The organism is Pseudomonas sp. NPDC098740 (assembly GCF_044760065.1).
GTDB lineage: Bacteria > Pseudomonadota > Gammaproteobacteria > Pseudomonadales > Pseudomonadaceae > Aquipseudomonas > Aquipseudomonas rossensis.
Genome location: NZ_JBIWAM010000011.1, coordinates 124,554 through 148,857, shown reverse-complemented (window position 1 = coordinate 148,857; position 24,304 = coordinate 124,554). Strand labels below are relative to the sequence as shown.

The following is a 24,304-nucleotide window of genomic DNA, read 5'->3' as shown; positions in this document are numbered from 1 at the left end:
GTAAAAAACGTCCGTTTTGGCTGAATGATTCTATGCTGATATCACGTGGTGAATATCAGGGTAGACGCAGTCATGAAAATAGGCCTCCCCCGTAAGCAAAAAGGCGCTGTAGCGATTGAATTCGCTTTGGTGTTTCTCATCTTTTTCGCCGTGTTCTATGGAATCGTCACTTACAGCTTGCCGCTGTTGCTGATGCAATCGTTCACCCAGTCGACCGCCGAAGCGGTGCGCCGAAGCGTGGCGCTGGATCCGAGCACCCCCGGATACGACACTGCGGTAAAAACCGTTGCCACGACAGAACTGAGCCGACAGCTGGCCTGGATTCCTGCCGCACTGAATTTCAATGTCGCCACCGACGCCAGCGCCACCTACGTGGGCGGGGTGTTGAAGGTCAGCATCAACTACCCCACCAGCAAACTGCAGCAGGTCATCCCGTTTCTGACCTTGCCGGGAATTGGCCAAGTGCCGAATCTGCCAGCAAACCTCACCGCCAGTTCGAGCCTGCAATTTTGAGTTCCGCAGACAAACTCTTCGGGCGCCTGCTCAACCGCCATCCGCCTCAGCCAGTGGACACGCCAGACACCCTGAGCGTGCAAAGTGTCGGTTTGCAGATGCATCTGGATGCCGAAGGTCGAGTGATTCACCTGACCGGCCCGCTGCGGCATGTGCTGGCCCAGCAGACGCCCCGTGCGCAAGCACCGCACCTGCTCGATTTCCTCATGCCTCACAGCTGCCTCGCCGTTGAAGGCTCACCCGTCGACTGGCAGGGACAGAGTCTGGACCTGGACTTTTACAGCCTCAACGGACAACCCCTGCACTTGCGTGGCTGGGTCCAGCCATTGGCCGATGCCTGGCTGTTGCAGTTGCTGGACATCGGCGACTTGTTGCTCGAACGTCGACAATCACGCAGCCGCGAGCAATGCCAAATACTCGCAGCGCAGATCGGCGAACAGTTGCGCCGGTGCAACCTGACGCGCCTGCCCGAGGTGTTGGTGGAACAGCTGCAAGGCCTGGCCCAGCGTTTCCACATGCCATGCATTGCGGTGGCGTTACTCGATGAACAGGAAGAAGGCTGGCAGATACACCAGCATTACACGGCCTCCGATGCGCCCCTCCTGTGGCAAAACGCTCAGCGCCTGGGCACGGGGCTCGACAGTCTGAACGGCTCTGCGCCGCAATGCCTGACACCCGCTGAACATCCCCGTTTGCAAGGCATCTTCGGTAATGCCGAAGGGTTCGCAGTGCCCTATCACGATGCTCAGGGTGTGGTCGCCTGGTTGCTGTGTGGCCTTTATCCGGTGCAGCAACATGCACCCGACCTGAATGATCGCGACTGGTTACAACTGACCGCCGCGCTGGCCGGCCCGTTGCTTGAGCGCTTGCGCGAGCACCGGCACCATCTGCAACTGGAACGGCTGGAGTCGCTGCAAGCCTTGCTCGGCACCGGATGGTGGGAGGTGTTCAGCGACAGTCGCGAGGTGCAATTGGCGCCGTCGTTAGCCAGTAACCTGAACCTTACGATCGATCGTTTGCCGCTGCACGACTGGCTTGATCGGGTGCACCCCGCCGACCGGGAAGAGCTGAGCAGTCGTCTGCAAGCCTTGCAAGACGACGGCGTTCCACTGCTGCTGTGCGTGCGTTTGGCACAAACGCCGAACTGGTATCGCCTGCAGGGCCAGGTTCTGGGCATCGGTAAAAGCCGGCGGTTGGTGGGCTTCATGCTCGACATCAGCGACATCAAAAACCAGGAGCAAAACGCCGCGGCGGCCCATGCTCGATTGGACAATCTGATCGCCAGCTCACCGGCGGTGATCTACGTGCAACGCTATGTCGAAGGTGCGCTGCAACCGACGTTTTTCAGTGACAGCCTACTGCCGCTGCTCGGCTGGACACTGGCTGATTGCGCGACGGGGACCTTGGTTGAAAGGGTGCACCCGGAGGACCGCGATCGGTACTTCGAACGCACCCGACATTTGCTGCGTGAAGGTTCGGTGCGCGCCCGTTATCGGCTGCGCGACAGTCGCGGCGATTACCACTGGCTACTCGATGAAGCCAAGCTACTGCGCGACGACCTTGGTTTGCCGGTGGAAGCCGTCGGTCTGTGGCTGGACGTCACCGAAGCAACCCTGGCCGCCGAACAGGTGAAGCAGAGTGAAGAACGTTACCGGATCCTGGTGGAAGACTCTCCGGCGATGATCTGCCGCTACCGCCCGGACCTGACCCTGACCTTCGGCAACCGCCCGTTGGCGACTTACCTGGAATGCCAGCCCGAACAACTGCCCGGGGTGAATCTGGGCAGCTGGATGTCGCAGGAACAGCGCGAAGCGTTTCTCCAGCGGCTCAGCCGACTCAGCCCGGAATTCCCGGTCAGCACCGCGGAAATCAACCTGCAACTGCCGGGACGGGAACATGCCTGGTGGGTGTGGTCGGATCGCGGGGTGTTCGATGAACACGGCCATTTGCTGGAGATTCAGGCCGTGGGTCGCGACAACACCGAGGTCCGCCGCGCCCAGCAGCAGCTCACCCAAAGTGCAAAAATGGCCACCCTCGGTGAAATGGCCACAGGGCTGGCCCATGAAATCAATCAGCCGTTGAATGTGATGCGCATGGCCATCGTCAACGTGCTCAAGCGTCTGAGCAACGGCGATGCGCCAATCGACTACCTGACCGACAAGCTCAACCGCATCGATGCACAGGTCCAGCGCGCCGCGCGGGTGGTGGATCACATGCGGGTGTTTGGCCGCCGCTCGGAGATCGAGCAACATCCGTTTAATCCGGCGCAAGCCATCGAAGGCACGCTGTCGCTGTTGGCCGAAGGGATGCGCGGCAAAGGGGTCGATCTGCGGGTCAGCGAGACCGGGTTTGACGTGCAAGTGCGCGGTTACGTCGATCAGCTCGAACAGGTGTTGATCAATCTGATGGTCAACGCTCGGGATGCGTTGCTTGGCAAACGCGAGGCCGACCGCGAGTTCAAACCGTGGATCTCGGTGTACGCCGAACGTGATGTGGATTCGGTGCGGCTGTGGGTCGAGGACAACGGCGGCGGTATTGATCCCAGGCTACTGGAGCGGATTTTCGAGCCGTTCTTCACCACCAAACCCGTGGGTATCGGCACCGGGCTCGGGTTGTCGGTGAGTTACGGCATCGTCGAGAACATGGGCGGAAAACTGAGCGTTAGAAACTCGGTCGAGGGCGCACGGTTTTGTATCGAACTGCCGATTGCCGCCGACGATCAGATTGCCAGCGTCGCTCGTCCTGAGTGACAACTGAGGTTGGCGCCGACATCGACCTTGTTCAGATCGATCCCCAGGCTGAGCAGCAGCGTATTGATCAAGGTGTCGAGTAACGGGCTGAGCACGCTGTTGATCGCGTTGACCAGCAATGTCGTGACAGTGCTGAGGATCGCCCCCAGACCACCGACCAGACTGCCCGTCGGGCCGTACATGTCGACCTTGATATTGGTCGCCGTGTCGGTAAGGCTGCTGACGATATTGCTGGTGGAATAGGAATAGTAGAACGGTGGCTGGTTGATCTCCGGCAGGCTGGTGGCCGGCGGTGCGGAATAGACGTGCGGCATGTTGGCGCTCTGCGCCACGGTCGTGTCGGCCATGATACTGATGCCGCCGCCGACGCCCGGAATCCGCGGGTCGCAGGAGATGGGCAGGAACAGAATCCTCAGACAGGTTTTCACCCCGATATCGATCACCTTCAACGGCTGCACCACTACCGCCGGTGGCGTGGTGTTGCTGCCGAAAGCGGTGGCTGGATCGATCTTGCCGATCTTCAGATTTACCAGCGAAGTGCTGGTGTTGGTGGTCAGGGTTTTGTTGGTGGTACTGACGCAACTGTAGGCAGTGACATAGCTGTTGGCGCTGGCAACGTCCAGCGCCACGTCGATACGTATCGGTGGCGGCAGCACGATGATGTCGGGAGTCTGGCAGGGCACGAGCAAGGCACAGGTCAGTGAATTGAGCACTCCCACCAGGTTGAGATTGAGCAAGGCGTTGAGTGTGTTGGTCAGCGGGCCTGCCAGATCAGCCGCCGCATTGACCAGCGCCACGATGGAATCGAGCACCGGCAAGTCGATCGACAGCAATGTCCTGATCTGGGCAGTTCGCACATAGATGCGGTTGGGCCCCAGTGGAGCCAGCGCGGCGTTTTTCGGATTGCCAATGGCTGACAGCTGCGGAGGCTCCAGCACCTGCACCCGGGCGGTGATTTGCGCCAGGCCCGCCAGATTGATCGGCAACGTCGCCACCAGGCCGTTTTTCTTGTTGGCCAGTTGCACGACTGCTTCGATCAGGTCGAACACTTTCAGGTTGGTCGCCAGCGCCGTCACGGTGCTGCCAGCCTCGACGTGCAGCACGTTGCCGAGTACGACGGTGGTTGCGCCTGCCGCGACCTTCAGCGCTTGAAGGCTCGCAATGGTTGCGGTCGCACCGAGTGTGCCGCCCGGGTCCAGCACATTGACGGCGGTCTGGATCAGCTGGCTGACGGCAATCGTATTGCCCAATACCTGGTCATACCCGGCAGCGCTGAGGTTAAGGTCGACCTTCAATCGGTCAAGGTAACCGAGCAGGCTGATGTTGGTGTTCACCAGTCCATTCCAGCCCGCCGCGTTGATGTTCAGGTTGCCCCCGAGCAAACCACCGAACAGCGCATTGAGCGTGGCCGATTTGCTGGTGTCGACGCTCAACGTCGTGCTGCGCAGGGTCAGCGAAGCCTGCGGTGGCGGTAATGCGGCCACAGCGGTGGCCGTCAGGTTAATGGTCGCTCCACGTGGGGCGCCACCGAACAGGGCGCCGACACCGCCGGCGAAACTCTGCTGGACCGAATGGCTGGCGATCACCCGAATGGCTTCGCTCTTGCTTGGGTCGGCGCCAAATACCCGAAGGTTATTGGCATCCAGGGTCAAGGCGCCGCAAGCGACCAGCAGATTGCGATTGGGGTCAGGAAGGGTGAAGTCGTTGCGGTTTGCGCTGGCGGTGGCATAGACGGTGGCGGTGTTGCCCGCGGCGCAATCACCCCCTCGGGTGGACGCTTCAAGTGCGGCCATGTCCGCTACGCGCTGCAGGTCACGTTTTTCCAGGTACAAACGACCGCTGTCGACCACGACCAGCAAGAACACCAGGGCCATGCCCAATGTCAGCGCCGCCATCAAACCGATCGCCCCCCGTTGCCGGGACGGGCTGCGAAACTGCAAACGGGGAGACATTGCGCACTCCTTTGCCGGTGCACAGCCGAAGGCTACCTCCATGGGTGAACAGCAGTGTAGTTGGCGCTTTCCCGGGCTGCTCGCAGATCACAAGCAAAAGATCGTCCAGCTGTTTATTTGGGTGGGTAGTTGGCGAGAATTCGCCCGACCGTTTCGCGTATCGCCGTGCTGCGATCCGACGGGTTCGTTGTGCGGCTGAGTATCTGCTCGTCACTGCCGCGCCACACCAGTTTGCCGTCCTTGCCATCAAGCAGGTCGATCTGGATGATCGCCACTTTGTAGCTGACGTTACGGGTTTCGTTGTACATCGGCCCGCCCCAGTAGCCGTTCCATGGATTACCCCAAGCGCCGCCGCCGCCGTAGTTGGTGGTTACTTGTTGCTGGCGCTGTTCGACGATCAGATAGGTCTGCACGCTCAAATCGCCCTTTTGGCCACCCGCAGCCGGACGCAGGCCACGCTGATCCAGCTGATCGGTCACTGATTGGCGGATTCGTTGTTCAGTCAGGTCGCTCTTGATCCGTGGATCATCGGGCCGATATTGCAGGGCGGGTTCTTTCCAGCTCCAGCTGCGATAGGCGGCGAAGTCGCGGCTGGCATCGAAGTCATGATTGACCTGGTTGGCGCAGGCACTGAGCAGCACGGCCACAGCCAGTAAAGCGAGACGGCGGAACATGATATTTCTCCGGTTGAAGACATGAACCTGCGCAAAGCTTCTTAACGACAGAAGCTAACTAGGAGGATACGCCGACATCGCCTTTTCTACAGCCTCCCGTATCGCATCGGCACGCTCGCTCTGACTGCCGCGATTGCTGGTTTCGGCGCTGGCACTCCATACCGGTTGACCGCTCTGAGCGTCAAACAAATCAACCCGCACCACCACGACCTGTTCCTGATAAGTCCGAACGATCGGCACGGTGTTGTACATGCCGTAACCGCTGCCGTAGCGGTTGTAACCGCCATAACCGCCGCCGTAATAACCATAGTCGTCCCGAACCTGACGCAGGCGGGTTTCCAGGTGCAGCTCGGCGCTGACAAACAGGTCGGCCGGGCGATTGTCGTGCAGCGGGCGCAAGCCACGTTGATCGAGCGCATTGCTGACGGCTTCGGCGACCTGCGCCGAATCCGCCCAGGCGCTGCCCTGCGGCAACTGCCCGTTGAGCCAGGCCCAGCTGCGGTAACGCCCGTAGTCGCGCGGCGGGGCCGGGTAGGCGCTGCGGTCAAAGGTGTTGGCCGCCTGAGGCGGCGCGGGTGGCAAGGGGTTGGATGACGCCACATAAGGGTTGCTGCCCTGACAGGCCGCCAACCCGAGACAGATCACCAATAACCCCGAACGACTGTTCATTTCGCGCTCCGATCAGACCGGCCGACAGATCCAGTGCAAGTAGCGCCCAAGCCCGGCAAAGCTTGGGTGACGACGGTGAGCCAGTTCCATTTCCAGCAAATCCACCAGTTCGGCGCGGGCCTGGAATTCCACCGGCATGTAATCGTGAAAAACCCGCACCCCGCTCTGTGTTTCGACCTGCCACAGGCCTTCAAGTTGCGCCGCCAGTTCGCGCGGATCAAGCGGCTGCTGCGGGGTCAGGCTCTGTTTCTCGCCGGCCATGTCGTTCTTGCGCATCTTGCGGAAGTGGCCTTTGAGCAGGTTGCGATAGATCAACGCATCGCGGTTGTAGAAGGCCAGGGACAACCAGCCATCCTGCTTGGTCAACTGATGCAGCACCGGCAGGATCGCGTGGGGTTCGGCCAGCCATTCCAGCACGGCGTGGCACAGCACCAGGTCGTAGGGCTCGGTGAGTTGGCCGAGCAGATCCTGCCACGGCGCCTGAATGAACGTCGCTGTTTGCCCGGCGTCGGCAAAGCGCTGACGGGCGCCCTCGAGCATCGGCTCGGCGGGCTCGGCCAGCGTGACCTCATGACCACGCTCGGCCAGCCACAACGACATGTGGCCCAGACCAGCACCGATATCCAGTACGCGCAACGGTCGGTCCGGCAGGGTTTCGGCCAGGTCGGCCTGAAGCACCGCCAGACGGATCGCGCCTTTGGCACCGCCGTAGATTTTTTCGGCGAAGCGGGTCGCCAGTTGATCGAAATGACGGTCGCTCATCAGCTGAACCTCCGTTCGCTGTCCGCGAGTTTGCTGCGCACCACTTCATTCATGTCCAACCCCAACTCGCTGCACAGCAGCAGTAGATAGAGCACGATGTCACCGATTTCCTGCCCGGCATGGGCAAGTGTGTCCGCCGGCAACTGGCCCGACTGGTCTTCGGTCAGCCACTGGAAAATCTCCACCAGCTCGGACATTTCCACGCTCGCGGCCATGGCCAGGTTTTTCGGGCTGTGAAATTGCCGCCAGTCATTGCGGTCACGGATGACGTGCAGGCGTTCGGTCAGTTCAACAAGGTTCATCGGGCTCTCCTGAAGACGTATAGCTTCGGGGGGATGACGGGGGAAGGCAAGCGTCTCGGTGTGACGCGGATCTTTACACCATAATCAAAAGATCGCAGCCTGCGGCAGCTCCTACGGGAACTCGGCACCCTGCTCGATAGCCCAAGGCTCAAGTCCGGCAACCACGCCACCACTTTCATCAAGGACGCTCAAGACATGCAGGTAGAAAGTTTTTTCGAATGGCTCGGCCAGGCACTCGGTTCGGTTATCCGCTTCATCGTTGACGGCCTCAGTGGCTTGTTCAATCTGCTGAGCCACGCCGGCAGCAACTTTGTCGAAGGGCTGTCCCGTACGCTGGGCATGGACGCGTCGATCATCAGCATCATTGCGCTGATTTTGGGGTTGATGCTGTTGTGGTCGGCGATTCGGGCGTTCATGAATGCGTCGATCATCATGGGGATAATCTGGTTGATGCTGGGGTTGTGGTTGTTGAGCTGGATAATCCACTAACACCACTGCCCTCTGTGGGAGTGAGCCTGCTCGCGAAAGCGGTCGCCCCATCGATAGTGATGTCGCCTGACACGCCGCCTTCGCGAGCAGGCTCGCTCCCACATTGGATCGCGGTCATTTCAAATGTGTCGCTACAATGCCGCTCCCCCAAGGAGCCTGCATGTCCAACCTGATCGCCGACTGGCGCGACCGCCCTACCCATCGTCGAGTGTGGGCGCTCGCCGCGCCGATGATTCTCTCGAACATTTCCGTACCGCTGGTGGCGCTGGTCGACAGTACCGTCATCGGCCACTTGCCCCACGCCCATCAGTTGGGCGCCGTCGCGGTCGGGGCCAGCCTGTATACCTTTCTCGCCTGGGCCATGGGTTTTCTGCGCATGGGCACCACCGGGTTCGCCGCACAGGCCGCCGGGCGTGGGGACGGCGCGGCATTGCGGCAGATCTTGCTGCAGGGTCTGTTGCTGGCAATGGGCCTGGCCATTGTCCTGGGAACACTGGGCGTGCCGTTGAGTGGGGTCGCGCTGCATTTCATGCAGCCGTCGGCGGAGCTGGATCAGCTGACCCGCGAGTTTTTCCACACACGCCTGTTCGGTCTGCCGGCAGCGCTGGCCAGTTATGCGCTGGTCGGCTGGTTCCTCGGCACTCAGAACGCCCGGGCGCCGCTGGCCATTCTGCTGAGCACCAACCTGGTGAACATCGCGCTGAACCTGTGGTTCGTTCTCGGACTGGAATGGGGTGTGGTCGGCGCGGCCCGAGCATCGGTGATCGCCGAATGGACCGGCGCGCTGATCGGTCTGCTGATGACCCGCAACGCCCTGCGCGCCTATCCCGGCCACATCGCCTGGGCCGCGCTGGCGCTGTGGCAGAGCTGGCGGCCGCTATTGGCGGTCAACCGCGACATTTTCATCCGCAGCCTGGCGCTGCAATCGGTGTTTTTCCTGATCACCGTGCAAGGCGCGCGACTGGGTGATGCCACCGTCGCCGCCAACGCGCTGCTGCTCAACGGTTTGCTGCTGACCGCCCATGCGCTGGACGGCCTGGCCCACGCGGTGGAAGCCCTTTGTGGGCATGCCATTGGTGCTCGTGATCGAGAGGCCCTACGCCGCTCATTGGTGGTGGCCTGCGGTTGGTCGTTGCTGGCGAGCCTGGGCTTTGCCGTGCTGTTCCTGTTCGCCGGGCATCTGTTTATCGAGATGCAGACCGACATTCAGAGCGTGCGCGACACGGCGTTCATTTACCTGCCCTACCTCGCCGCGCTCCCGCTGATTGCGGTCGGGAGTTACCTGCTCGACGGGTTGTTTATCGGCGCCACCCGTGCCCGGGAAATGCGCAACGGCATGCTGCTGACGGTGATTTTGTTGCTGCCGCTCGCTTGGGCGCTGCAAGGTTTGGGCAACCATGGACTGTGGATAACCTTTCTATTGTTCATGTTGCTGCGCAGCCTGACTCTGGGCGCGTTTGCCTGGTACCTGCATAAAAACGACGGCTGGTTCGCAGGCAAAGCTCACTGAGTCGGTGTGGTTTTAACGAAGGCCGTGACCACATCCAGCACCGGAGCCAAACCGCGCATCGGCCGGGACAGCGTCGCCACCAGCGTGGCGTGGCTGGTGCGCGAGAAATACAGGTCCTGCACCGGCACGCCCGACTCGCGCAGTTTGCGCGCCAGACCACCGGTGTTGCGGGCCGGGTTGACCAGCTCATCGTCGCTCGCCGCGATCAACAAGGCCGGCGGCGCGCCACGACTGACATGATTGATCGGCTGCGACCGGGGTGGTGAATCCGGCCAGAAAAACACCGGGCGCACCTGCGGATTCTTGATCGGCAGAAAATCATAAGGCCCGGCCAGGCCGATCCAGCCGCTTAGGTTGTGCGGCGACAGGCCCACCCCCCCCAGTAACCCGGGGTCCAGCGCCAGCATCGCGACGTTGTAAGCCCCTGAACTGTGGCCCATCAGGTACAACCGCTGCGGGTTCCCGGAATATTGACCAATGTGTTCATGGGTCCAGGCCACGGCCCGGGCGCCATCTTCAAGGAACAGCGGATAACGCACCTGCGGATACAACCGATAGTCCGCCAGCACCGCCACAATTCCCCGGGACGCCAAGGCCTCGCCGACAAAAGCGTAATCGCTGCGTGAACCGCTGTTCCAGCTGCCGCCGTAGAAAAACACCACCACTGGGGCGTTTTTCATGGGCGGGCGCGGCACATACACATCGAGTTTTTGCCGCGGATCAGGGCCATAGGCAATGCCCTCGGTCTTGTCGCAGGTTGTGTCGGGGGTCAGCGCATTGAGCAACTTCAGCGGCGAGCACGCCGTCATCACGGCCAGCAAAGCACCGCCGATTATCAGGCTGAACAAGCGCCGCGTGGTGCTCGCCATCGATGTCGAACCTCGTATTCAGGGTTGATCGTTCTGCCACAGGTTGCGCAGGCTATCGAGACGCTCCTGCTGGGTGAGTCCCGGCAATGCGTGCCCAGGCAAAGCGCCGGGGTACTGCAAGCGTAGCCATAACCAGTCATCGAGTACCGGGCGCTCGGTAAAATCCAGCGCCAGCCCTTCCTGCACGTGGGACCACAGCGTGTTGTAGTCAGTCCCGGTGGATCGGCTCCAGTGCCAGGCATGTTGCTCCAGCAGGCAGGTTTGCAGTTTTTCCTGCTGACGAGGACTGAGGTTTTCTTCAACCGCCAAAGGGCTGACGGCAAGCCCCGGATTGACCAGCTGCTGCCAGCCCTGACTGCCGATCGCGCGGTCGGCCCACGTCCCGCCGAACCAGCGCAAATGGCTGACAGGACCCAGCCAGCGACTCAGCTCCTGCGCATCGCAGGCATCGAACAAGTAACTGGCCGTTTGCGGGTTGTAGTAACTCAACAAGGCTCGGTGATGCAGACCGAACGTGACCGTGAGCATGCGGCGTAAATGCTCCAGCAACTGCGACGATGACACCTCGCTGGCCAACAGCAAGCCACGCCACAGGGGCACTTCGCTGTCGCACAACCCGGTCAGCGCAGGGCAAGTCCGAAGGTCGATCAGGGCCGGGCCGTGTTCACGTAACGCATGCCACTCAGTGCCTTCGAACAACCAGAACCACCGGGCATGCGCAAACTGCTGTTGCAGCATCACCCCCGCCTGTGGCGCACCCGGTATATCCAGCAATAGCCATTGCGGGGTCTCGGCGATCATGCCGCACCGCTCTGGCCAAACCGCATCGCCGCCCGGCAGGTGCAGAGGGCCTGCGTGCAATGGCTGAAACTGCCACCACCGGGCAGCAGACATAGCAGCATCAATGGTTCGCTCGATTGCAGAAGCCCCAGCAAGCCCCCAACATCATCTGCCGCGGACGTCTGCGGCGGGCTGTCCTCCTCAGCGTCTTCAACGGACGCAGGGGTGTGAAGAAACCCGGTAATCAGCGGCTGATCCGGATCCCCCTCGATAAAGCTCACCACCACCTCGGCCCCCTCACTCAACTGCGTGACTGCCGCGTCGCCCAGTTCAGCGGCCAACGGCAGCCAACAGTGGCTGGGCGCCGCACCCTCGCCCTGATAGAGCCAGTCAAATTGCACGGCCACCGGCCTGGACGGATCGGGGCGCGACTCATCGATGTCGACCACCCAGGCCCGTTGCAGGCTGTGCATTCTGGGTTTCACTGCAGAATGAGGTGACACAAATGGCACCTCCCCGTGAATCGCGCGGATCTGGTTGCTGTAGGACGCCGTTAAATCCTGGCTGCCCTGATGCTCGATATGGGTCAGCAGCCAGAGATGGTTCCAGTCGGCGATCGGATGGCCGGACAGCCGCATCAGTTGACCGCTGCGCAGCGTCGTCAGGTCCGTGCGACCTTCTGCAGTCTGCGCGGTTCGTTGCCCAGCGCACCCCAGAAGCTTGAACTGACGCACGGCCGATTGCTCGCTCTCGACCTGGAAGACCGCGCGCTCGCCGAAACGAAAGTGCCCCTGACCATCACCGAAAACCACGCAATGTCCGAGAGCGCAGTGTTCGAAATGGTAGTGAAGCCGTTCCTGAGCACACAGACGCTGGATAAATTGCAGGTCTGATTCCCGGTACTGCGTACAGAAATCACGAGGCGGGTAATCGCCACTCAGCTCCAAGCGCCGATTCTTGCCGGCAATACCGTGTTCCTTGAGCACCTGACTGAGGATTTGCGGCACCGAGCGCGCGCTGAAAATTCGCTGGCTCAAGCGCAGGGAAAGGCACGCCAGCTTCGGACCCAGACGTACGCGACAGAGCCTGACAGCCAAGTCATGGTCACGCTGGACGAGTTCATGCAATTGTCCGTGGAAGCCGTTTCCCGCAGGCCCGACATGCAAAAAGGCCGGACGGTACAGCAGGCTTGCAAGGTCGAGTGTCGGGTCATCGATCAGCAGATCCACGTCGAACACAAAAGGCTCGCTGATGGCTTCTCTACCGGTAAAGGCCAAGACCTCAAAGGGGTCGGGCAGACCCTCTACATCCAGACGAAATGACGGCTCGTTGACTGGATCGAACATCGGCGATTCTCTACAGGAGGGGCGGTCGGGGATTCTCTCCGAGAGAGTTGGCCGAGTAGAGTGCCGAAGTACAACTTAGGAAATGACCTACGCGAAAAGAAGACCACATCGCTTGGATGGCCAAGAATGTAAGTCATTTCGCTTGAAATCAGAGAGGCATCTCACCAAGTCATGTGAAATTTCCGCTACGTGCGGAACATTTTCAGACAACCTGATGAGAGCGGTGCCTTACCTCAAGAAGACAGGTAAGAGGAACGGGTCAGCCCCAGACGCAGAGCGTCGAGGAACTGGGTACGCTCGGCGGCGGTGATGCGGGCACTGGCGCATTTGTCGCGGTAGTGGGTCATCAACTCTTCCGGCGACAAGTGCACGTAACGCAGCATGTCTTCGATAGTGTCGTGGGTTTCGATACCCGCGTGGTACACGCTGCCGTCAGCGTTCTGATAGATGTTCACCGAGTCGGTGTCACCGAACAGGTTGTGCATGTCGCCGAGAATTTCCTGGTAGGCGCCGACCAGGAAGATACCCAGCAGGTAGTCTTCACCGTCGTTCAAACCGTGAACCGGCAGGCTGGTTTCGATGCTCTGCTCGTCGACGTATTGCTTGATCTTGCCGTCGGAGTCGCAAGTCAGATCTTGCAGCACCGCACGGCGCAGCGGCTCTTCGTCGAGACGGTGCAGCGGCAGGATCGGCAGGACCTGGCCGATGGCCCAAGTGTCCGGCAGGCTCTGGAATACCGAGAAATTGCAGATGTACTTGTCGGCCAGCTTGTCGTTGAGTTCGTCGAGCACCTGACGGTGCGAACGCTGACGAGCCTTCAACGAGTTGTGCAGGCGACGGCACACCGCGAAGTAGCATTGCTCGGCCAGGGCTTTCTCGGCCAGGGTCAACTTGCCATCGGCGTACTGGGTCGCGATGTCGCTCATGTAGTGCGTGGCGCGCCAGTAGGTTTCGGTGACCATCTCGATGTCGGTCGGGCCCAGCAGGTCAACCAGCCACTGCACGGTTTCCGGCAGTTCTTCCTTGTTGTCGATCTGCGGCACGTCGTCGTTGTGTTTCTCGACGTCGGTCACTTGCACCACCAGCATGGCGTGGTGAGCAGTCAGGGAACGGCCGCTTTCGGAGAAGATGTTCGGGTGCGGCAGGTTCTGCGCGTCGCAGAATTCCTTGAGCATCCCGACTACAACACCGGCGTAATCGTCCATGTCGTAGTTGATCGAGCTGGCGTTACGCGAGTGCGTACCGTCGTAGTCCACGCCCAAACCGCCACCGACGTCGATGTGATCCACCGGCAGGCCGAGGTTGCGCAGTTCGCCGTAGTAACGAATCGCTTCCTTGAAGCCGTGCTGGTAGTCCGCCAGGTTGGCGATCTGCGAGCCCATGTGGAAGTGCAACAGGCGAATGCCCTGATCCAGGCCAGCCGCGCGGAAACGCTCGACCACCGACAGCAGTTGCGCCGCCGACAGACCGAACTTGGATTTCTCGCCACCGGTGTCGGCCCACTTGCTCGACGCCAGGGACGACAGACGCACGCGCAGACCTACCTGTGGCTTAACCTTCAACGAGGCCGCTTCTTCGATCACCAGCTCAACTTCGGATTCTTTCTCGATCACGATGAACACGTTGTGGCCGAGCTTTTGACCCATCAGCGCCAGGCGAATGAACTCGCGGTCCTTGTAACCGTTGCAGACGATGGTGCCGCCCTTCGGCGCCAGGGCCAGCACGGCCAGCAGCTCAGGCTTGGAGCCGGCTTCAAGACCAATGGACACGTCTTGGGTCGCAATGATGTTCTCGATCACCGCTTCTTGCTGGTTAACCTTGATCGGGTACAGCGCGGTGTACTTGCTCTGGTATTCCAGACGCTCGATGTTGGCGTCGAAGGCGCCAGTCAGCTGTCGCACGCGGTCTTGCAGAATGTCAGGGAAACGCACCAGCAACGGCAAGGACAGGCCGCTTTTGCGCAGCTGGTCAACTTGCTCGAACAGGTCGATAGGCGAACTGGTCGGACCGTTCGGACGAACTTCGACGCGACCGGCGTCATTGATCGCGAAGTACCCGGCCCCCCAATGACGAATCCCGTAAACACTGCGGCTGTCCGCAACTGTCCATTGGCTGCCATCGTCTTTGCGTGTGCGTCGTACGGACATTGAAGTCCCCTATAAAGAAGTCATAGAGCGTCGCCTGGGTTCAGGCCGGCGCAGTCTAAAGAATGAAAATGACGGTTCGTCAACGAGGGGATAGACCTCGCTGACCGCAGTGAGTTTAGAAACCGGTCAGAACAGGCTCTGTGAAAACCATGTAGACGACGCCAGACCTGCTGTCAGGACTGGATCAAGCCGAGGGTGGTTTTCACAGAGGCTGCTAGCCGCCGGACTTCTTCGCTTTGAAACCGTGTTTGATCAGCTCGGCCAAGAGTAGCTCGACATGATCGCCCTGGATTTCAATGATTCCGTCTTTCAACGCACCACCGGTCCCGCAACGTTTCTTCAACGTGGTCGCCAGGTCCTTGAGTGCGTCTTCGGCCAACGGCACGCCGGTGATGGTAGTCACCGTCTTGCCGCCACGCCCCTTGCTTTCGCGACGCACGCGAGCAATGCCGTCGCCGGCCGGGATAACGGTCTGTTTGCAGATGCAGGCATCCACCGGTTGACTGCAATCCGGGCAATGACGACCTGCGTCGGTGGAAAATACCAGGCCACCAAGGGCGGCGAAGGATGCGGCTTTTTTGGCCACCGGCAATCCTCTTGGGAGGACAAAGACTGGTCGCGGCAACTTCGGCAAGTGCCATCGACCGCGAAGCCCCACTCAGGCAGGGGCAGCGCTACTGAAACGGAAAACCCTGTGTAGGAGCTGACGAGTGCAACGAGGCTGCGATCTTTTGATCTTGGTTCAACGGCAAAGTCAAAAGATCGCAGCCTCGTTGCACTCGTCAGCTCCAACAAGGTCGCGCAGTGTAACGGCAAAAACGCCGATTGCTAAGAGCCAATCGGCGCCAATTTATGCCTCTTTTGCGACGTCATTCGCCCGAGAACAAAGATACCGCTTCAACGCGGCCAGAGAGTCCGGGCAATAAGGCTTTTGCTGGATTTCCAGCAGGACTTGATCAACGGGAATAAAGCGCGCTTCAAGGACTTCTTCGGGTTGCAGGATCAATGGACCGTCCCACACCGCCGAAAACGCCGAACACCAGAGCCGATTACCGGTGTCTTCGAAGAAAAAGTGATCATGGGCGGTCAGTTCCACGCCGCTCACGCCCAGCTCTTCTTCCAGCTCGCGGGCAGCCGATTCGGCGTAGGTTTCGGTCGCTAGCACCATGCCCCCCGCCGCCACGTCCCAGAAACCTGGATAAATGGCTTTGCTCAGCGTGCGTCGATGCACGCAGAGTTCACCGACGGAATTGAACAGCATGATGTAAGTGCCACGCCCGATCAGCCCACGTTCACGCAGGTCGGAGCGGACCAGGGCGCCGAGCAGGTTGTCCTGCTCGTCAACCCAGGCGATCTGTTCGGCATCCGAGGCCGCGCGGTGCGCGACCTCTCTGGCGCTATCGACCATGACTCAGCCCTGATTGAGCAATTGACGCAAATCGATCACTGCGGCGTTGGCCCGGGAGATGTAGTTGGCCATGACCAGCGAGTGGTTGGCCAGCACCCCGAAACCGCTGCCATTAAGGATCATCGGACTCCAGACCGGTTCCTGCGAGGCTTCCAGCTCACGAATGATCTGACGCACACTGACCGTGGCGTTCTTCTTGGCCAGCACATCGGCGAAGTCGACTTCGATGGCGCGCAGCAGATGGGACAAGGCCCAGGCCTGACCGCGGGCTTCGTAGAACACATTGTCGATCTGCATCCACGGGGTTTCGACGATTTCTTCGTCGACCTGCGGCACCTGACCCGGGGCGACGACTTCGGTTTTCAGCGCAGTGTTGAGTTTGACCCGGCCAACGCTGGCCGACAGACGTTGCGACAGTGAACCCAGACGAGTACCCACATCGCCCAGCCAGTTGTTCAGGTTGTCGGCGCGGGCGTAGAACAGCGCGTTTTTCTGCGACGGATCGGACAGGCGCGCCTGATAACGGCTCAGGGATTTCATGCCTTCCTGGTACTCGGACTCACTGGATGGCAGCACCCAGCTTTTGTTGTCGAAGTTGAAACGCGGCTCGGCCTTGGCCAGATCGGAGTCTTCGGCAGATTGCGATTGCGAGCGGGCAAAGTCTTTACGCAAGGCACGCGTCAAGTCGCGGACCTGGACCAGTACGCCATATTCCCAGCTCGGCGTGTTATCCATCCACAGCCCCGGCGGGAAACGGTCGTTGGAAATATAGCCACCCGGTTTGGTCAGCAAAGTACCGGCGACGGTCTTGAGGGTTTCGACCGTGGTGTAGCCGATGACCATTTGCTTGCCTTCTTTCTCGGCGGCCATCTGCGCATTCTGCTGAACCGGGAACAGCGCAGGTTCCTGGCTCCAGTACCAGCCCAGCGCAATAGCCACCAGCAAGTAAAGGCCAATCAGAGTGGCCAGTGCCCGGCTGAACAACAAGCCACCCAAGTAACTACGGGTGGCCGATTTCGGTTCAGCGGCACGTTCAGGGGCGCTGCCCGCGCGGTTCTTCCAGTCCAGCATGGCGATATCCTTTCAATCACTTGAGTTCATCGGTTCGACCACAACCCTACGCCATCGTGCCTCGTTTTCCGCGCATTAATCTGGTCGAGGCGCCACTATAAATGAAGCACACACCTTTGTAGCAGCTAGCGTAGCCTGCGTTCGGCTGCGCAGCAGTCGTAAAACCTGAGTGCGAGGGCCTTCTGAAAAACCGCACCGCCTGATTTCACGACTGCTGCGCAGCCGAACGCAGGCTACGCCAGCTGTTACACGAGCGTATCCGACCAGCCAGTCAGAAACTGAATGATGCTGCTTTGCAGATTATTGACACACAACACTAATGCGATGGAAAAGAGGTGCTAGCATAGAGCCACCAGTCGATCTCAGCATGCACCCTAACTAGTAGTCAGGATATGACCGAGCCAGAAGACCCCAGCCGTGAGCGCCTCAAGCACCACTTTGCCCAGCGGGTAATTCATCAGGCACGTCAAATTCTTGAGATATGGCAGCGCCTGCAACGCAGCGAGTGGTCCACCACCGACTTATCGGAACTGAGCGAGGCCAACCTGCGCCTGCTGCGTTTCGCCGAGCGCTTCGAGCAACCTGAACACACCCAGCTGGCGCGCTACATCGGTCAGTCGCTGGAGGCTGTCGACGCCAATCGCGGACGCCTGAGCAGCGGGCTGATCACTGACCTCAATCGTTTGATGCAGCGCCTGTCACGCACCGGCTTGCGCCACGGCGATCAGTTGGACCAGACCTTTCTGCCGCCGCTGCGCAAGCCGATCTACGTGATGCTGCAGGATTACGACCGCGCCGAGCGTCTGGCCAAGCAGCTGGAATTTTTCGGGCTCAGCGCTCAAGCCCTCGACAGCGTTGCGGCGTTCCGCTCTTCGATGATCGAGCGCTTGCCTGCGGCGATCGTCATGGACGTGGACTTCAGTGGCGCCGGCATCGGCCTGAAACTGGCTGCCGAAGCCCAGGAAGGCCTCGATCATCAATTGCCGCTGTTGTTCTTCAGCCTGCACGAAACCGACACCCCGACCCGCCTCGCCGCCGTGCGTGCCGGTGGCCAGGAATTCCTGACTGGCACCCTCGAAGCCTCGAACCTGCTGGAGAAAATCGAAGTCCTGACCTGCGTCGCCCAGTACGAACCTTATAAAGTGCTGATCATCGACGATTCCCGCGCCCAGGCCTTGCACACCGAGCGCCTGCTCAATAGCGCCGGGATCGTCACGCGGACCTTGATCGAGCCGATCCAGGCCATGGCCGAACTCGCGGATTTCCAGCCAGACCTGATCATCCTCGACATGTACATGCCGGCCTGTACCGGTACTGAGCTGGCCAAAGTGATCCGCCACAACGACCGTTACGTCAGCGTGCCGATCATTTACCTGTCGGCCGAAGACGATCTGGACAAACAGCTCGACGCCATGAGCGAGGGCGGCGACGACTTCCTGACCAAACCGATCAAGCCCCGGCACCTGATCACCACCGTGCGCAACCGCGCAGCGCGAGCACGCAATCTGAAAGCGCGGATGGTCCGCGACAGCCTCACCGGGCTGTACAACCACACGCACATTCTGCAATTGCTCGAAGACTGCAGCTTCCGCGCCCGCCGCGAAAACAAGCCGCTGAGCTTTGCGATGCTTGACATCGACCACTTCAAACGGGTCAACGATAGCCACGGCCACCCCATGGGCGATCGGGTGATCAAGAGCCTGGCGCTGTTTCTCAAGCAACGCTTGCGCAAGACCGATTTCATCGGCCGTTACGGCGGTGAAGAGTTCGCGATCGTCATGCCGGACACCGATCTCGAATCGGCCCATAAAGTGCTCGACGAAATCCGTCGACGTTTTGCCGAGATTCACTACCCGGCTCAGCCGCAGGACCTCTGGTGCACGTTCAGCGCCGGCGTGGTGGAACTGTGTGAAAACTCCGACAGCCTGATGATGGCAAGCCAGGCAGACGAAGCGCTGTACCGCGCAAAAGACGCCGGACGCAACCGCGTGCAAGCTGCGCGGACGTCAAAGCAAAGTGCCACTTTTTCATCGGAATCGACCGATTCGGTCATAACCCTGTAACACAAACGCAATAAATTCAGGCGCTTACCATTCTGCCGCTGGTAGACCCGCGATGCGCCTGAAGCTGCTGACCAATCTCAACACCCTCCTTTTAGTCGCCGTGTGCGTGGCCCTTGGCGCCACACTGTGGTGGTCGCAAAAGGCCCTGGAGCGCCCCTATCTTTTGATGGAGCGTTACTTGGGCTTGTCCCAGCAATTTCAAAATGAAGTCGCGCGCAACATCGACGACTACCTCGCCAGCGGCGATGCCCTGCGCCTGAGCAGCGCCAGCCAGGCTATCGACGGTGTGCAAAAGGAACTCGGCGAGTTGCCGCCGGCCTTGGCCGACACCTTGCGCCCGAGCCTGTCGAACCTCGAAGAATTCAGCAAAACCGACCTGCTGGCCGCCGGCAAACTCGCGGGCGATCCGCAAGCGCTGCTGCTTCAGGCCGAACGCGAACTCGGCGCCAGCCTCGATCAGCTCAGCCAGTACGCCAGCGCTAACGCGGCGTATCTGACGCCGTTGCTCGCCGCCTCCCAGCACTTGGGCAAATTGTCTCTGGCCCGAGACAAACTGGTCAGCAGCGGCCGCAGCGAATTGGCCGCCGATGTCGAGCGTGAAGTCAGCAACATCCGCACCCAGGCTGAGCTGCTGGACGCCTTGCCGCTGCTGGGCGTGACGAGCAAAAGTGAATCGAACACGGATGATTTCGCGGCGATGATGGGCCTGGAGAACACTGAAAAAGCCGTTGCCGAGGATGCTGGCGTCGGCCTCAAGCGTGAACTGAACAGCCTCCTCACTCGCTACCCGGCCGAACTGGCGCGCACACGCGAGCAGATCCAGAAACGCACCGACCTCAGCGCCGCCACTCACCTGAAAATCGCCGCCGTGCAGCAGGCCATCGCCGGACTGGAACCGGTGGTTCGCGCCCAGCACGGGCAGATCCAGGGCGAAGTGCGGCTGATGCAAGGCGTGATGATTGGCCTGATTCTGCTGATTGCTTTGCTGATCGACACCTTGCAACGGAAACTGGCCCGGACGCTGACCAACCTCGCCCCGGCCCTTTCGACCTGGGCCGAGGGCGACTTCAGCCGGGACATTCAACTGGGTAAAACCAATCGCGAACTGCATGACATTCAAGCTTCGCTCAATCGCTTGCGCGCCTATCTGGTCGACCTGGTCGGAACCATTCGCCTCAACGCCGAACAGGTCGCCGGCAGTAGCCGAACGCTGGCCGAGTTGAGTAATGACCTGCACAGCGGCGCCGAACATCAGGCCGGCGACACGGCGCTGATCCGTGATTCTCTTGGCGAACTGGAAGCGACCATTCAACAGGTTGCCGGCGATGCCAGCCAGGCGGCCAACGCCAGCCGCCATGCCGGGCTGGCGGTGGAGCACGGCCAGAAAGTCATCGGCTTGAGCCTCACCGGGCTGCACGCGCTGGTCGGCGAAGTGCAAGGCAACGCGCAAATGATCGAACACCTGGCCGAGGAGTCGGCAACCATTGGCGGCGTGCTGACAGTGATCCGCTCGATTGCCGACCAGACCAACCTGCTGGCTCTGAACGCCGCGATCGAAGCGGCTCGTGCCGGGGAAATGGGCCGTGGATTTGCGGTGGTGGCCGAAGAAGTTCGCTCACTGGCGCAACGCACCGCTGGCGCCACGGCAGAAATCCAGACCCTGATCGCCGGTTTGCAAACCGCGGCGCGACAATCGGTGGAAGGCATGCGCGTCCAGGTCGAACACGCCGAAGCCACTGCCAATCAGGCCCAGGCCGCCGACGGTGCGCTGGATAAAATCGTCGGCGCGATCCAGACCATTTCCGACACCGCCGTACGCATCGCTGATGTCACCGCTCAGCAGAGTGGCGCCGTCAGCGAAATCCGCGATCACAGTGAGCGGATTCACCAATTGGGTGGGGATAACTTGCTGCGCATTGGTGAAGGGCGCGTACAAGGGGAGAATTTGTTGGTGTTGGGTGGGCGCTTGCATACCGCCGTCCAGGCCTTCCGCGTCTGAAAGATCGCCGTCGCGAGCAGGCTCGCTCCCACTGGGGTACGCATCCCATTGTGGGAGCGAGCCTGCTCGCGAAGGCGTCATTACAATCACCGCAAGACTCCCCGCCCTGCACACCCGACCGCTGTCCGCTATCATGCCTTCACTTTCGATACGCGAGATTGTCATGCGCCGTTTGCTCTGCCTGTTGTTTTTAGTGCTCGCCCTGCCGGCCACCGCCGCCGCCGGTTTGCTGGACAGTCGGCCCAGCTCGACGTTGGGCTCGATCAACAACAGCGCCGACTTTCTGCCGGTGCGTGAAGCCTTTCAGCTGAGCCTGGTAGAAAGCACACCGCAATCGATCAAGCTGCGTTTCGTCGCCACCGAGGGCTACTACCTCTACCGGCACCGCTTTCAGTTTCGCGCCGACCCGGCCGATGCAGGCCTGGGCGCCGCGCAACTGCCCAAGGGCGAACAGAAGCACGATGAGTATTTCGGTGATGTCGAGGTCTATCACGGCATTCTCGAAGTCGAACTGCCACGCACCGATCAACGCGCCTTCACCCTGGTGGTTACGTATCAGGGTTGCGCCGACAAAGGCCTGTGCTATCCACCAGAAACAGAGCGCCTGAGTATTGATGGCCGCACAGGCGCGCCCCCGACCTGGAGCTGGCGCGAACTGGCGCTGTTCTTCCTCGCAGGCCTGGGCCTGACGTTCACACCGTGCGTGCTGCCGATGCTGCCGATTCTGTCCGGCGTGGTGTTGCGTGGTCAGGCGGGGGGGTTACGCGGCTTCAATCTATCTTTGGCCTACGTGCTGCCAATGGCCGCCTGCTTCGCCCTGCTCGGCGCGTTGATGGGGATGTTCGGCGCACAACTCAACCTTCAGGCGCGGCTGCAATCGGCGTGGGTGCTGGTGCCGTTTGCGATGTTTTTTGCGCTGTTTGCCTTGGCGATGTTTGGCGTCTTCGAACTCAAGCTGCCTCACGCTATCAGCAGTCGGCTGGATCGGATCGCCGGTCGCACCAAAGGCGGTTCGTTGTGGGGCGCCGCCGTGCTCGGCGTGGTTTCCAGCCTGTTGGTGTCGCCCTGCGTCTCGGCTCCGCTGGCCGGCGCGCTGCTGTACATCAGCGCCAGTGGCGATGCATTGGGCGGCGGTCTGAAATTGTTCATGCTCGGCCTTGGCATGGGTGCACCGCTGTTGCTGGTCGCCACTGGTGGCGCCGCCTGGCTGCCGAAAAGCGGACCCTGGCTGATCTATGTAAAAAACGCGATTGGCGTTTTGTTGCTGGGGCTGGCAATCGGTCTGCTCAGTCGAGTACTGCCGGGCCAGATCACGTTGCTGCTGATCGGCTTGCTGGCCGGTGGCGTCGGGTTGTTCATGGGCGCGCTGGAGTTCGTCTACAAACCGCCGAGAAAACGCCTGGTCCAATTGCTTGGGATGTTCCTGCTGTTTTATGCGCTGGCGTGTTGGTACGGAGCGTTCAGCGGCCAGACCGACCCGCTCAAGCCGATTGGCCAGCCGCGCACGGTTGCCGGCAATGAGCAACCGCAAAACACCAGCGCCTGGCAAACCGTCAGCACCCCGGCAGACCTGGACCGCGTCCTCGCCGAAGCCAAATCATCGGGCACCCCGCTGCTGCTCGACTGGTACGCCGACTGGTGCATCAGCTGCAAAGTCATCGAGCATAAAGTGCTCAACGACGCCAGGGTCGTCGAACGCCTCAAAGGCTATCGACTGATCCGCTTCGACATCACCGCCAGCAACGCCGAGCAACGCGCCTTGCTTGACCGCTACAAATTGTTTGGCCCGCCAGCGCTGATGTTATTCGGCAAGGACGGCGTCGAACACACCGATGTGCGAGTGATCGGCGAGATCAACGCCACCGACTTCGCCGAACGTGTTGCGAAAGCAAATGACCGGATTTAATAACCCGGTCACATATTTCGCGCAAACATCGGCCATCGTGCTGGCTATTGCATAGAACTGGACAGTCACAAAGGCTTTGCGGCATAGTCGCCGGGTTCTGACAATTGCACACAGATAACAAGGAACAGCAGATGGCGACCCTATTGGTTCTGCACGGCCCCAACCTGAACATGCTCGGCACCCGTGAACCGGGCACCTACGGCGCTACGACACTGGCGCAGATCAACCAGGACCTGGAACGCCGTGCCCGTGAAGCCGGCCACCATTTGCTGCACCTGCAAAGCAACGCCGAGTACGAATTGATCGACCGCATCCACGCTGCCCGCAGCGAAGGTGTGGACTTCATTCTGATCAACCCAGCAGCTTTTACGCACACAAGTGTCGCATTACGTGACGCGCTGCTGGCGGTGAGCATCCCATTCATCGAAGTGCATTTGTCTAACGTGCACAAACGCGAACCTTTCCGCCATCACTCTTACTTCTCCGACGTAGCGGTGGGAGTGATCTGCGGCCTTGGCGCCAGCGGTTATCGACTGGCCCTGGAGGCCGCACTAGAGCAGCTTGAAAGACAGGCAACGGCTTGAACAACAAGCGTTAAACGCCCCTGACCGACCCTTGGGAGTTGATGATTCATGGATATCCGTAAAGTTAAGAAACTGATCGAACTGCTGGAAGAGTCCGGCATCGACGAGCTCGAGATCAAGGAAGGCGAAGAGTCCGTACGCATCAGCCGTCACAGCAAGACCCCGGCTCAGCAGTACTATGCACCGGCTCCAATGCATGCGCCGGCGCCGGCGCCTGTCGCTGCCGCCCCGGTTGCCGCTGCGGCACCTGCGGCTCCCGCTGCGCCAGTTCTGAACGGCACCGTTGCCCGTTCGCCTATGGTCGGCACCTTCTATCGCAAATCTTCGCCATCCTCGCCGTCCTTCGTTGAAGTCGGCCAGACCGTGAAGAAAGGCGACACCCTGTGCATCGTCGAAGCCATGAAGATGATGAACCACATCGAAGCTGAAACCAGCGGTGTGATCGAATCTATCCTCGTCGAAGACGGCCAGCCGGTTGAGTATGACCAACCGCTGTACACCATCGTTTGA

At 60.6% G+C, this 24,304-nt stretch carries 21 protein-coding genes; 9 read left to right on the top strand and 12 right to left on the bottom strand.

Features of this window, described 5'->3' with window-relative positions:
• Positions 1-72: 72 nt before the first annotated feature.
• Both ACIQU2_RS15885 and ACIQU2_RS15880 read left to right on the top strand, forming a co-directional pair.
• A complete protein-coding gene (locus ACIQU2_RS15885; RefSeq protein WP_347802879.1) occupies positions 73-513 on the top strand; it encodes a TadE/TadG family type IV pilus assembly protein in 441 nt (146 codons plus the stop codon).
• Positions 510-3,263, top strand: coding sequence for an ATP-binding protein (locus ACIQU2_RS15880; RefSeq protein WP_403142365.1), 2,754 nt, complete (start codon positions 510-512; stop codon positions 3,261-3,263). Before ACIQU2_RS15885 ends, ACIQU2_RS15880 begins: the two co-directional genes overlap by 4 nt.
• Here ACIQU2_RS15880 and ACIQU2_RS15875 read toward each other — a convergent pair.
• The 5 genes from ACIQU2_RS15875 to ACIQU2_RS15855 all read right to left on the bottom strand — a co-directional run bounded on the left by ACIQU2_RS15875 (position 3,233) and on the right by ACIQU2_RS15855 (position 7,622).
• Positions 3,233-5,215: a pilus assembly protein TadG-related protein gene (locus ACIQU2_RS15875; RefSeq protein WP_403142362.1), complete on the bottom strand. Its 1,983-nt coding sequence runs from the start codon at positions 5,213-5,215 to the stop codon at positions 3,233-3,235. The two genes, ACIQU2_RS15880 and ACIQU2_RS15875, sit on opposite strands and share 31 nt — an antisense overlap.
• Positions 5,216-5,328: 113 nt before the next feature.
• Positions 5,329-5,889, bottom strand: a complete 561-nt coding sequence (locus ACIQU2_RS15870; RefSeq protein WP_403142360.1) for a DUF4136 domain-containing protein — start codon at positions 5,887-5,889, stop codon at positions 5,329-5,331.
• Positions 5,890-5,943: 54 nt separating this feature from the next.
• Positions 5,944-6,558, bottom strand: coding sequence for a DUF4136 domain-containing protein (locus ACIQU2_RS15865; RefSeq protein ID WP_347802875.1), 615 nt, complete (start codon positions 6,556-6,558; stop codon positions 5,944-5,946).
• Positions 6,559-6,570: 12 nt separating this feature from the next.
• Positions 6,571-7,320, bottom strand: a complete 750-nt coding sequence (locus ACIQU2_RS15860; RefSeq protein ID WP_403142358.1) for a methyltransferase — start codon at positions 7,318-7,320, stop codon at positions 6,571-6,573.
• A complete protein-coding gene (locus ACIQU2_RS15855) occupies positions 7,320-7,622 on the bottom strand; it encodes a MazG-like family protein (protein WP_403142355.1) in 303 nt (100 codons plus the stop codon). Before ACIQU2_RS15855 ends, ACIQU2_RS15860 begins: the two co-directional genes overlap by 1 nt.
• Before the next feature lie 195 nt (positions 7,623-7,817).
• On the opposite strand from ACIQU2_RS15855, the gene ACIQU2_RS15850 reads away from it, so the two are divergent.
• Complete coding sequence (locus ACIQU2_RS15850) at positions 7,818-8,111, top strand: hypothetical protein (protein ID WP_347802872.1); 294 nt, start codon at positions 7,818-7,820, stop codon at positions 8,109-8,111.
• A gap of 160 nt (positions 8,112-8,271) precedes the next feature.
• The gene (locus ACIQU2_RS15845; protein ID WP_403142351.1) at positions 8,272-9,621 is read left to right on the top strand and encodes an MATE family efflux transporter; all 1,350 of its coding nucleotides are present in this window, start codon (positions 8,272-8,274) and stop codon (positions 9,619-9,621) included.
• On the opposite strand, the gene ACIQU2_RS15840 is transcribed toward ACIQU2_RS15845, so the two are convergent.
• The 7 genes from ACIQU2_RS15840 to ACIQU2_RS15810 form a co-directional block, all read right to left on the bottom strand.
• Complete coding sequence (locus ACIQU2_RS15840; RefSeq protein ID WP_403142350.1) at positions 9,615-10,490, bottom strand: alpha/beta hydrolase; 876 nt, start codon at positions 10,488-10,490, stop codon at positions 9,615-9,617. The genes ACIQU2_RS15845 and ACIQU2_RS15840 overlap by 7 nt on opposite strands.
• An 18-nt stretch (positions 10,491-10,508) precedes the next feature.
• Positions 10,509-11,291: a DUF4123 domain-containing protein gene (locus tag ACIQU2_RS15835; RefSeq protein ID WP_403142347.1), complete on the bottom strand. Its 783-nt coding sequence runs from the start codon at positions 11,289-11,291 to the stop codon at positions 10,509-10,511.
• Positions 11,288-12,616, bottom strand: a complete 1,329-nt coding sequence (locus ACIQU2_RS15830; RefSeq protein WP_403142344.1) for a contractile injection system protein, VgrG/Pvc8 family — start codon at positions 12,614-12,616, stop codon at positions 11,288-11,290. The genes ACIQU2_RS15835 and ACIQU2_RS15830 overlap by 4 nt, the downstream gene beginning before the upstream one ends.
• A 233-nt stretch (positions 12,617-12,849) precedes the next feature.
• Complete coding sequence (gene speA, locus ACIQU2_RS15825; RefSeq protein WP_283182796.1) at positions 12,850-14,763, bottom strand: arginine decarboxylase; 1,914 nt, start codon at positions 14,761-14,763, stop codon at positions 12,850-12,852.
• Between the two features lie 214 nt (positions 14,764-14,977).
• Positions 14,978-15,349: a translation initiation factor Sui1 gene (locus tag ACIQU2_RS15820; protein WP_007907444.1), complete on the bottom strand. Its 372-nt coding sequence runs from the start codon at positions 15,347-15,349 to the stop codon at positions 14,978-14,980.
• A gap of 264 nt (positions 15,350-15,613) precedes the next feature.
• Positions 15,614-16,171, bottom strand: a complete 558-nt coding sequence (locus ACIQU2_RS15815; RefSeq protein ID WP_403142340.1) for an NUDIX hydrolase — start codon at positions 16,169-16,171, stop codon at positions 15,614-15,616.
• A 3-nt stretch (positions 16,172-16,174) separates the two neighbouring features.
• Positions 16,175-17,242, bottom strand: a complete 1,068-nt coding sequence (locus ACIQU2_RS15810) for a DUF2333 family protein (RefSeq protein ID WP_347802866.1) — start codon at positions 17,240-17,242, stop codon at positions 16,175-16,177.
• 392 nt (positions 17,243-17,634) lie between these two features.
• Between ACIQU2_RS15810 and gcbA the strand changes: the two genes are divergently transcribed.
• The 5 genes from gcbA to accB all read left to right on the top strand — a co-directional run bounded on the left by gcbA (position 17,635) and on the right by accB (position 24,304).
• Positions 17,635-19,305, top strand: coding sequence for a diguanylate cyclase GcbA (gcbA, locus tag ACIQU2_RS15805; protein ID WP_403142336.1), 1,671 nt, complete (start codon positions 17,635-17,637; stop codon positions 19,303-19,305).
• 52 nt (positions 19,306-19,357) lie between these two features.
• Positions 19,358-21,304: a methyl-accepting chemotaxis protein gene (locus tag ACIQU2_RS15800; RefSeq protein WP_403142333.1), complete on the top strand. Its 1,947-nt coding sequence runs from the start codon at positions 19,358-19,360 to the stop codon at positions 21,302-21,304.
• A gap of 163 nt (positions 21,305-21,467) precedes the next feature.
• On the top strand, positions 21,468-23,210 hold the full coding sequence (locus ACIQU2_RS15795) for a protein-disulfide reductase DsbD (RefSeq protein ID WP_403142331.1): 1,743 nt from the start codon (positions 21,468-21,470) through the stop codon (positions 23,208-23,210).
• Positions 23,211-23,341: 131 nt separating this feature from the next.
• Positions 23,342-23,794, top strand: a complete 453-nt coding sequence (aroQ, locus tag ACIQU2_RS15790) for a type II 3-dehydroquinate dehydratase (protein WP_017336343.1) — start codon at positions 23,342-23,344, stop codon at positions 23,792-23,794.
• Between the two features lie 48 nt (positions 23,795-23,842).
• Entirely contained in the window at positions 23,843-24,304 is a 462-nt protein-coding gene (accB, locus tag ACIQU2_RS15785) for an acetyl-CoA carboxylase biotin carboxyl carrier protein (RefSeq protein ID WP_347802862.1), read from the top strand.

What these genes read in the sequence shown, in the direction of transcription:
- ACIQU2_RS15795 (WP_403142331.1), top strand. Translation starts at nt 21,468, where the DNA reads ATGCGCCGTTTGCTCTGCCTGTTGTTTTTAGTGCTCGCCCTGCCGGCC.
- ACIQU2_RS15830 (WP_403142344.1), bottom strand. Translation starts at nt 12,616, where the DNA reads ATGTTCGATCCAGTCAACGAGCCGTCATTTCGTCTGGATGTAGAGGGT.
- gcbA (WP_403142336.1), top strand. Translation starts at nt 17,635, where the DNA reads ATGACCGAGCCAGAAGACCCCAGCCGTGAGCGCCTCAAGCACCACTTT.
- ACIQU2_RS15860 (WP_403142358.1), bottom strand. Translation starts at nt 7,320, where the DNA reads ATGAGCGACCGTCATTTCGATCAACTGGCGACCCGCTTCGCCGAAAAA.
- speA (WP_283182796.1), bottom strand. Translation starts at nt 14,763, where the DNA reads ATGTCCGTACGACGCACACGCAAAGACGATGGCAGCCAATGGACAGTT.
- ACIQU2_RS15865 (WP_347802875.1), bottom strand. Translation starts at nt 6,558, where the DNA reads ATGAACAGTCGTTCGGGGTTATTGGTGATCTGTCTCGGGTTGGCGGCC.
- ACIQU2_RS15855 (WP_403142355.1), bottom strand. Translation starts at nt 7,622, where the DNA reads ATGAACCTTGTTGAACTGACCGAACGCCTGCACGTCATCCGTGACCGC.
- ACIQU2_RS15840 (WP_403142350.1), bottom strand. Translation starts at nt 10,490, where the DNA reads ATGGCGAGCACCACGCGGCGCTTGTTCAGCCTGATAATCGGCGGTGCT.
- accB (WP_347802862.1), top strand. Translation starts at nt 23,843, where the DNA reads ATGGATATCCGTAAAGTTAAGAAACTGATCGAACTGCTGGAAGAGTCC.
- ACIQU2_RS15850 (WP_347802872.1), top strand. Translation starts at nt 7,818, where the DNA reads ATGCAGGTAGAAAGTTTTTTCGAATGGCTCGGCCAGGCACTCGGTTCG.
- aroQ (WP_017336343.1), top strand. Translation starts at nt 23,342, where the DNA reads ATGGCGACCCTATTGGTTCTGCACGGCCCCAACCTGAACATGCTCGGC.
- ACIQU2_RS15845 (WP_403142351.1), top strand. Translation starts at nt 8,272, where the DNA reads ATGTCCAACCTGATCGCCGACTGGCGCGACCGCCCTACCCATCGTCGA.
- ACIQU2_RS15815 (WP_403142340.1), bottom strand. Translation starts at nt 16,171, where the DNA reads ATGGTCGATAGCGCCAGAGAGGTCGCGCACCGCGCGGCCTCGGATGCC.
- ACIQU2_RS15835 (WP_403142347.1), bottom strand. Translation starts at nt 11,291, where the DNA reads ATGATCGCCGAGACCCCGCAATGGCTATTGCTGGATATACCGGGTGCG.
- ACIQU2_RS15870 (WP_403142360.1), bottom strand. Translation starts at nt 5,889, where the DNA reads ATGTTCCGCCGTCTCGCTTTACTGGCTGTGGCCGTGCTGCTCAGTGCC.
- ACIQU2_RS15800 (WP_403142333.1), top strand. Translation starts at nt 19,358, where the DNA reads ATGCGCCTGAAGCTGCTGACCAATCTCAACACCCTCCTTTTAGTCGCC.
- ACIQU2_RS15810 (WP_347802866.1), bottom strand. Translation starts at nt 17,242, where the DNA reads ATGCTGGACTGGAAGAACCGCGCGGGCAGCGCCCCTGAACGTGCCGCT.
- ACIQU2_RS15885 (WP_347802879.1), top strand. Translation starts at nt 73, where the DNA reads ATGAAAATAGGCCTCCCCCGTAAGCAAAAAGGCGCTGTAGCGATTGAA.
- ACIQU2_RS15875 (WP_403142362.1), bottom strand. Translation starts at nt 5,215, where the DNA reads ATGTCTCCCCGTTTGCAGTTTCGCAGCCCGTCCCGGCAACGGGGGGCG.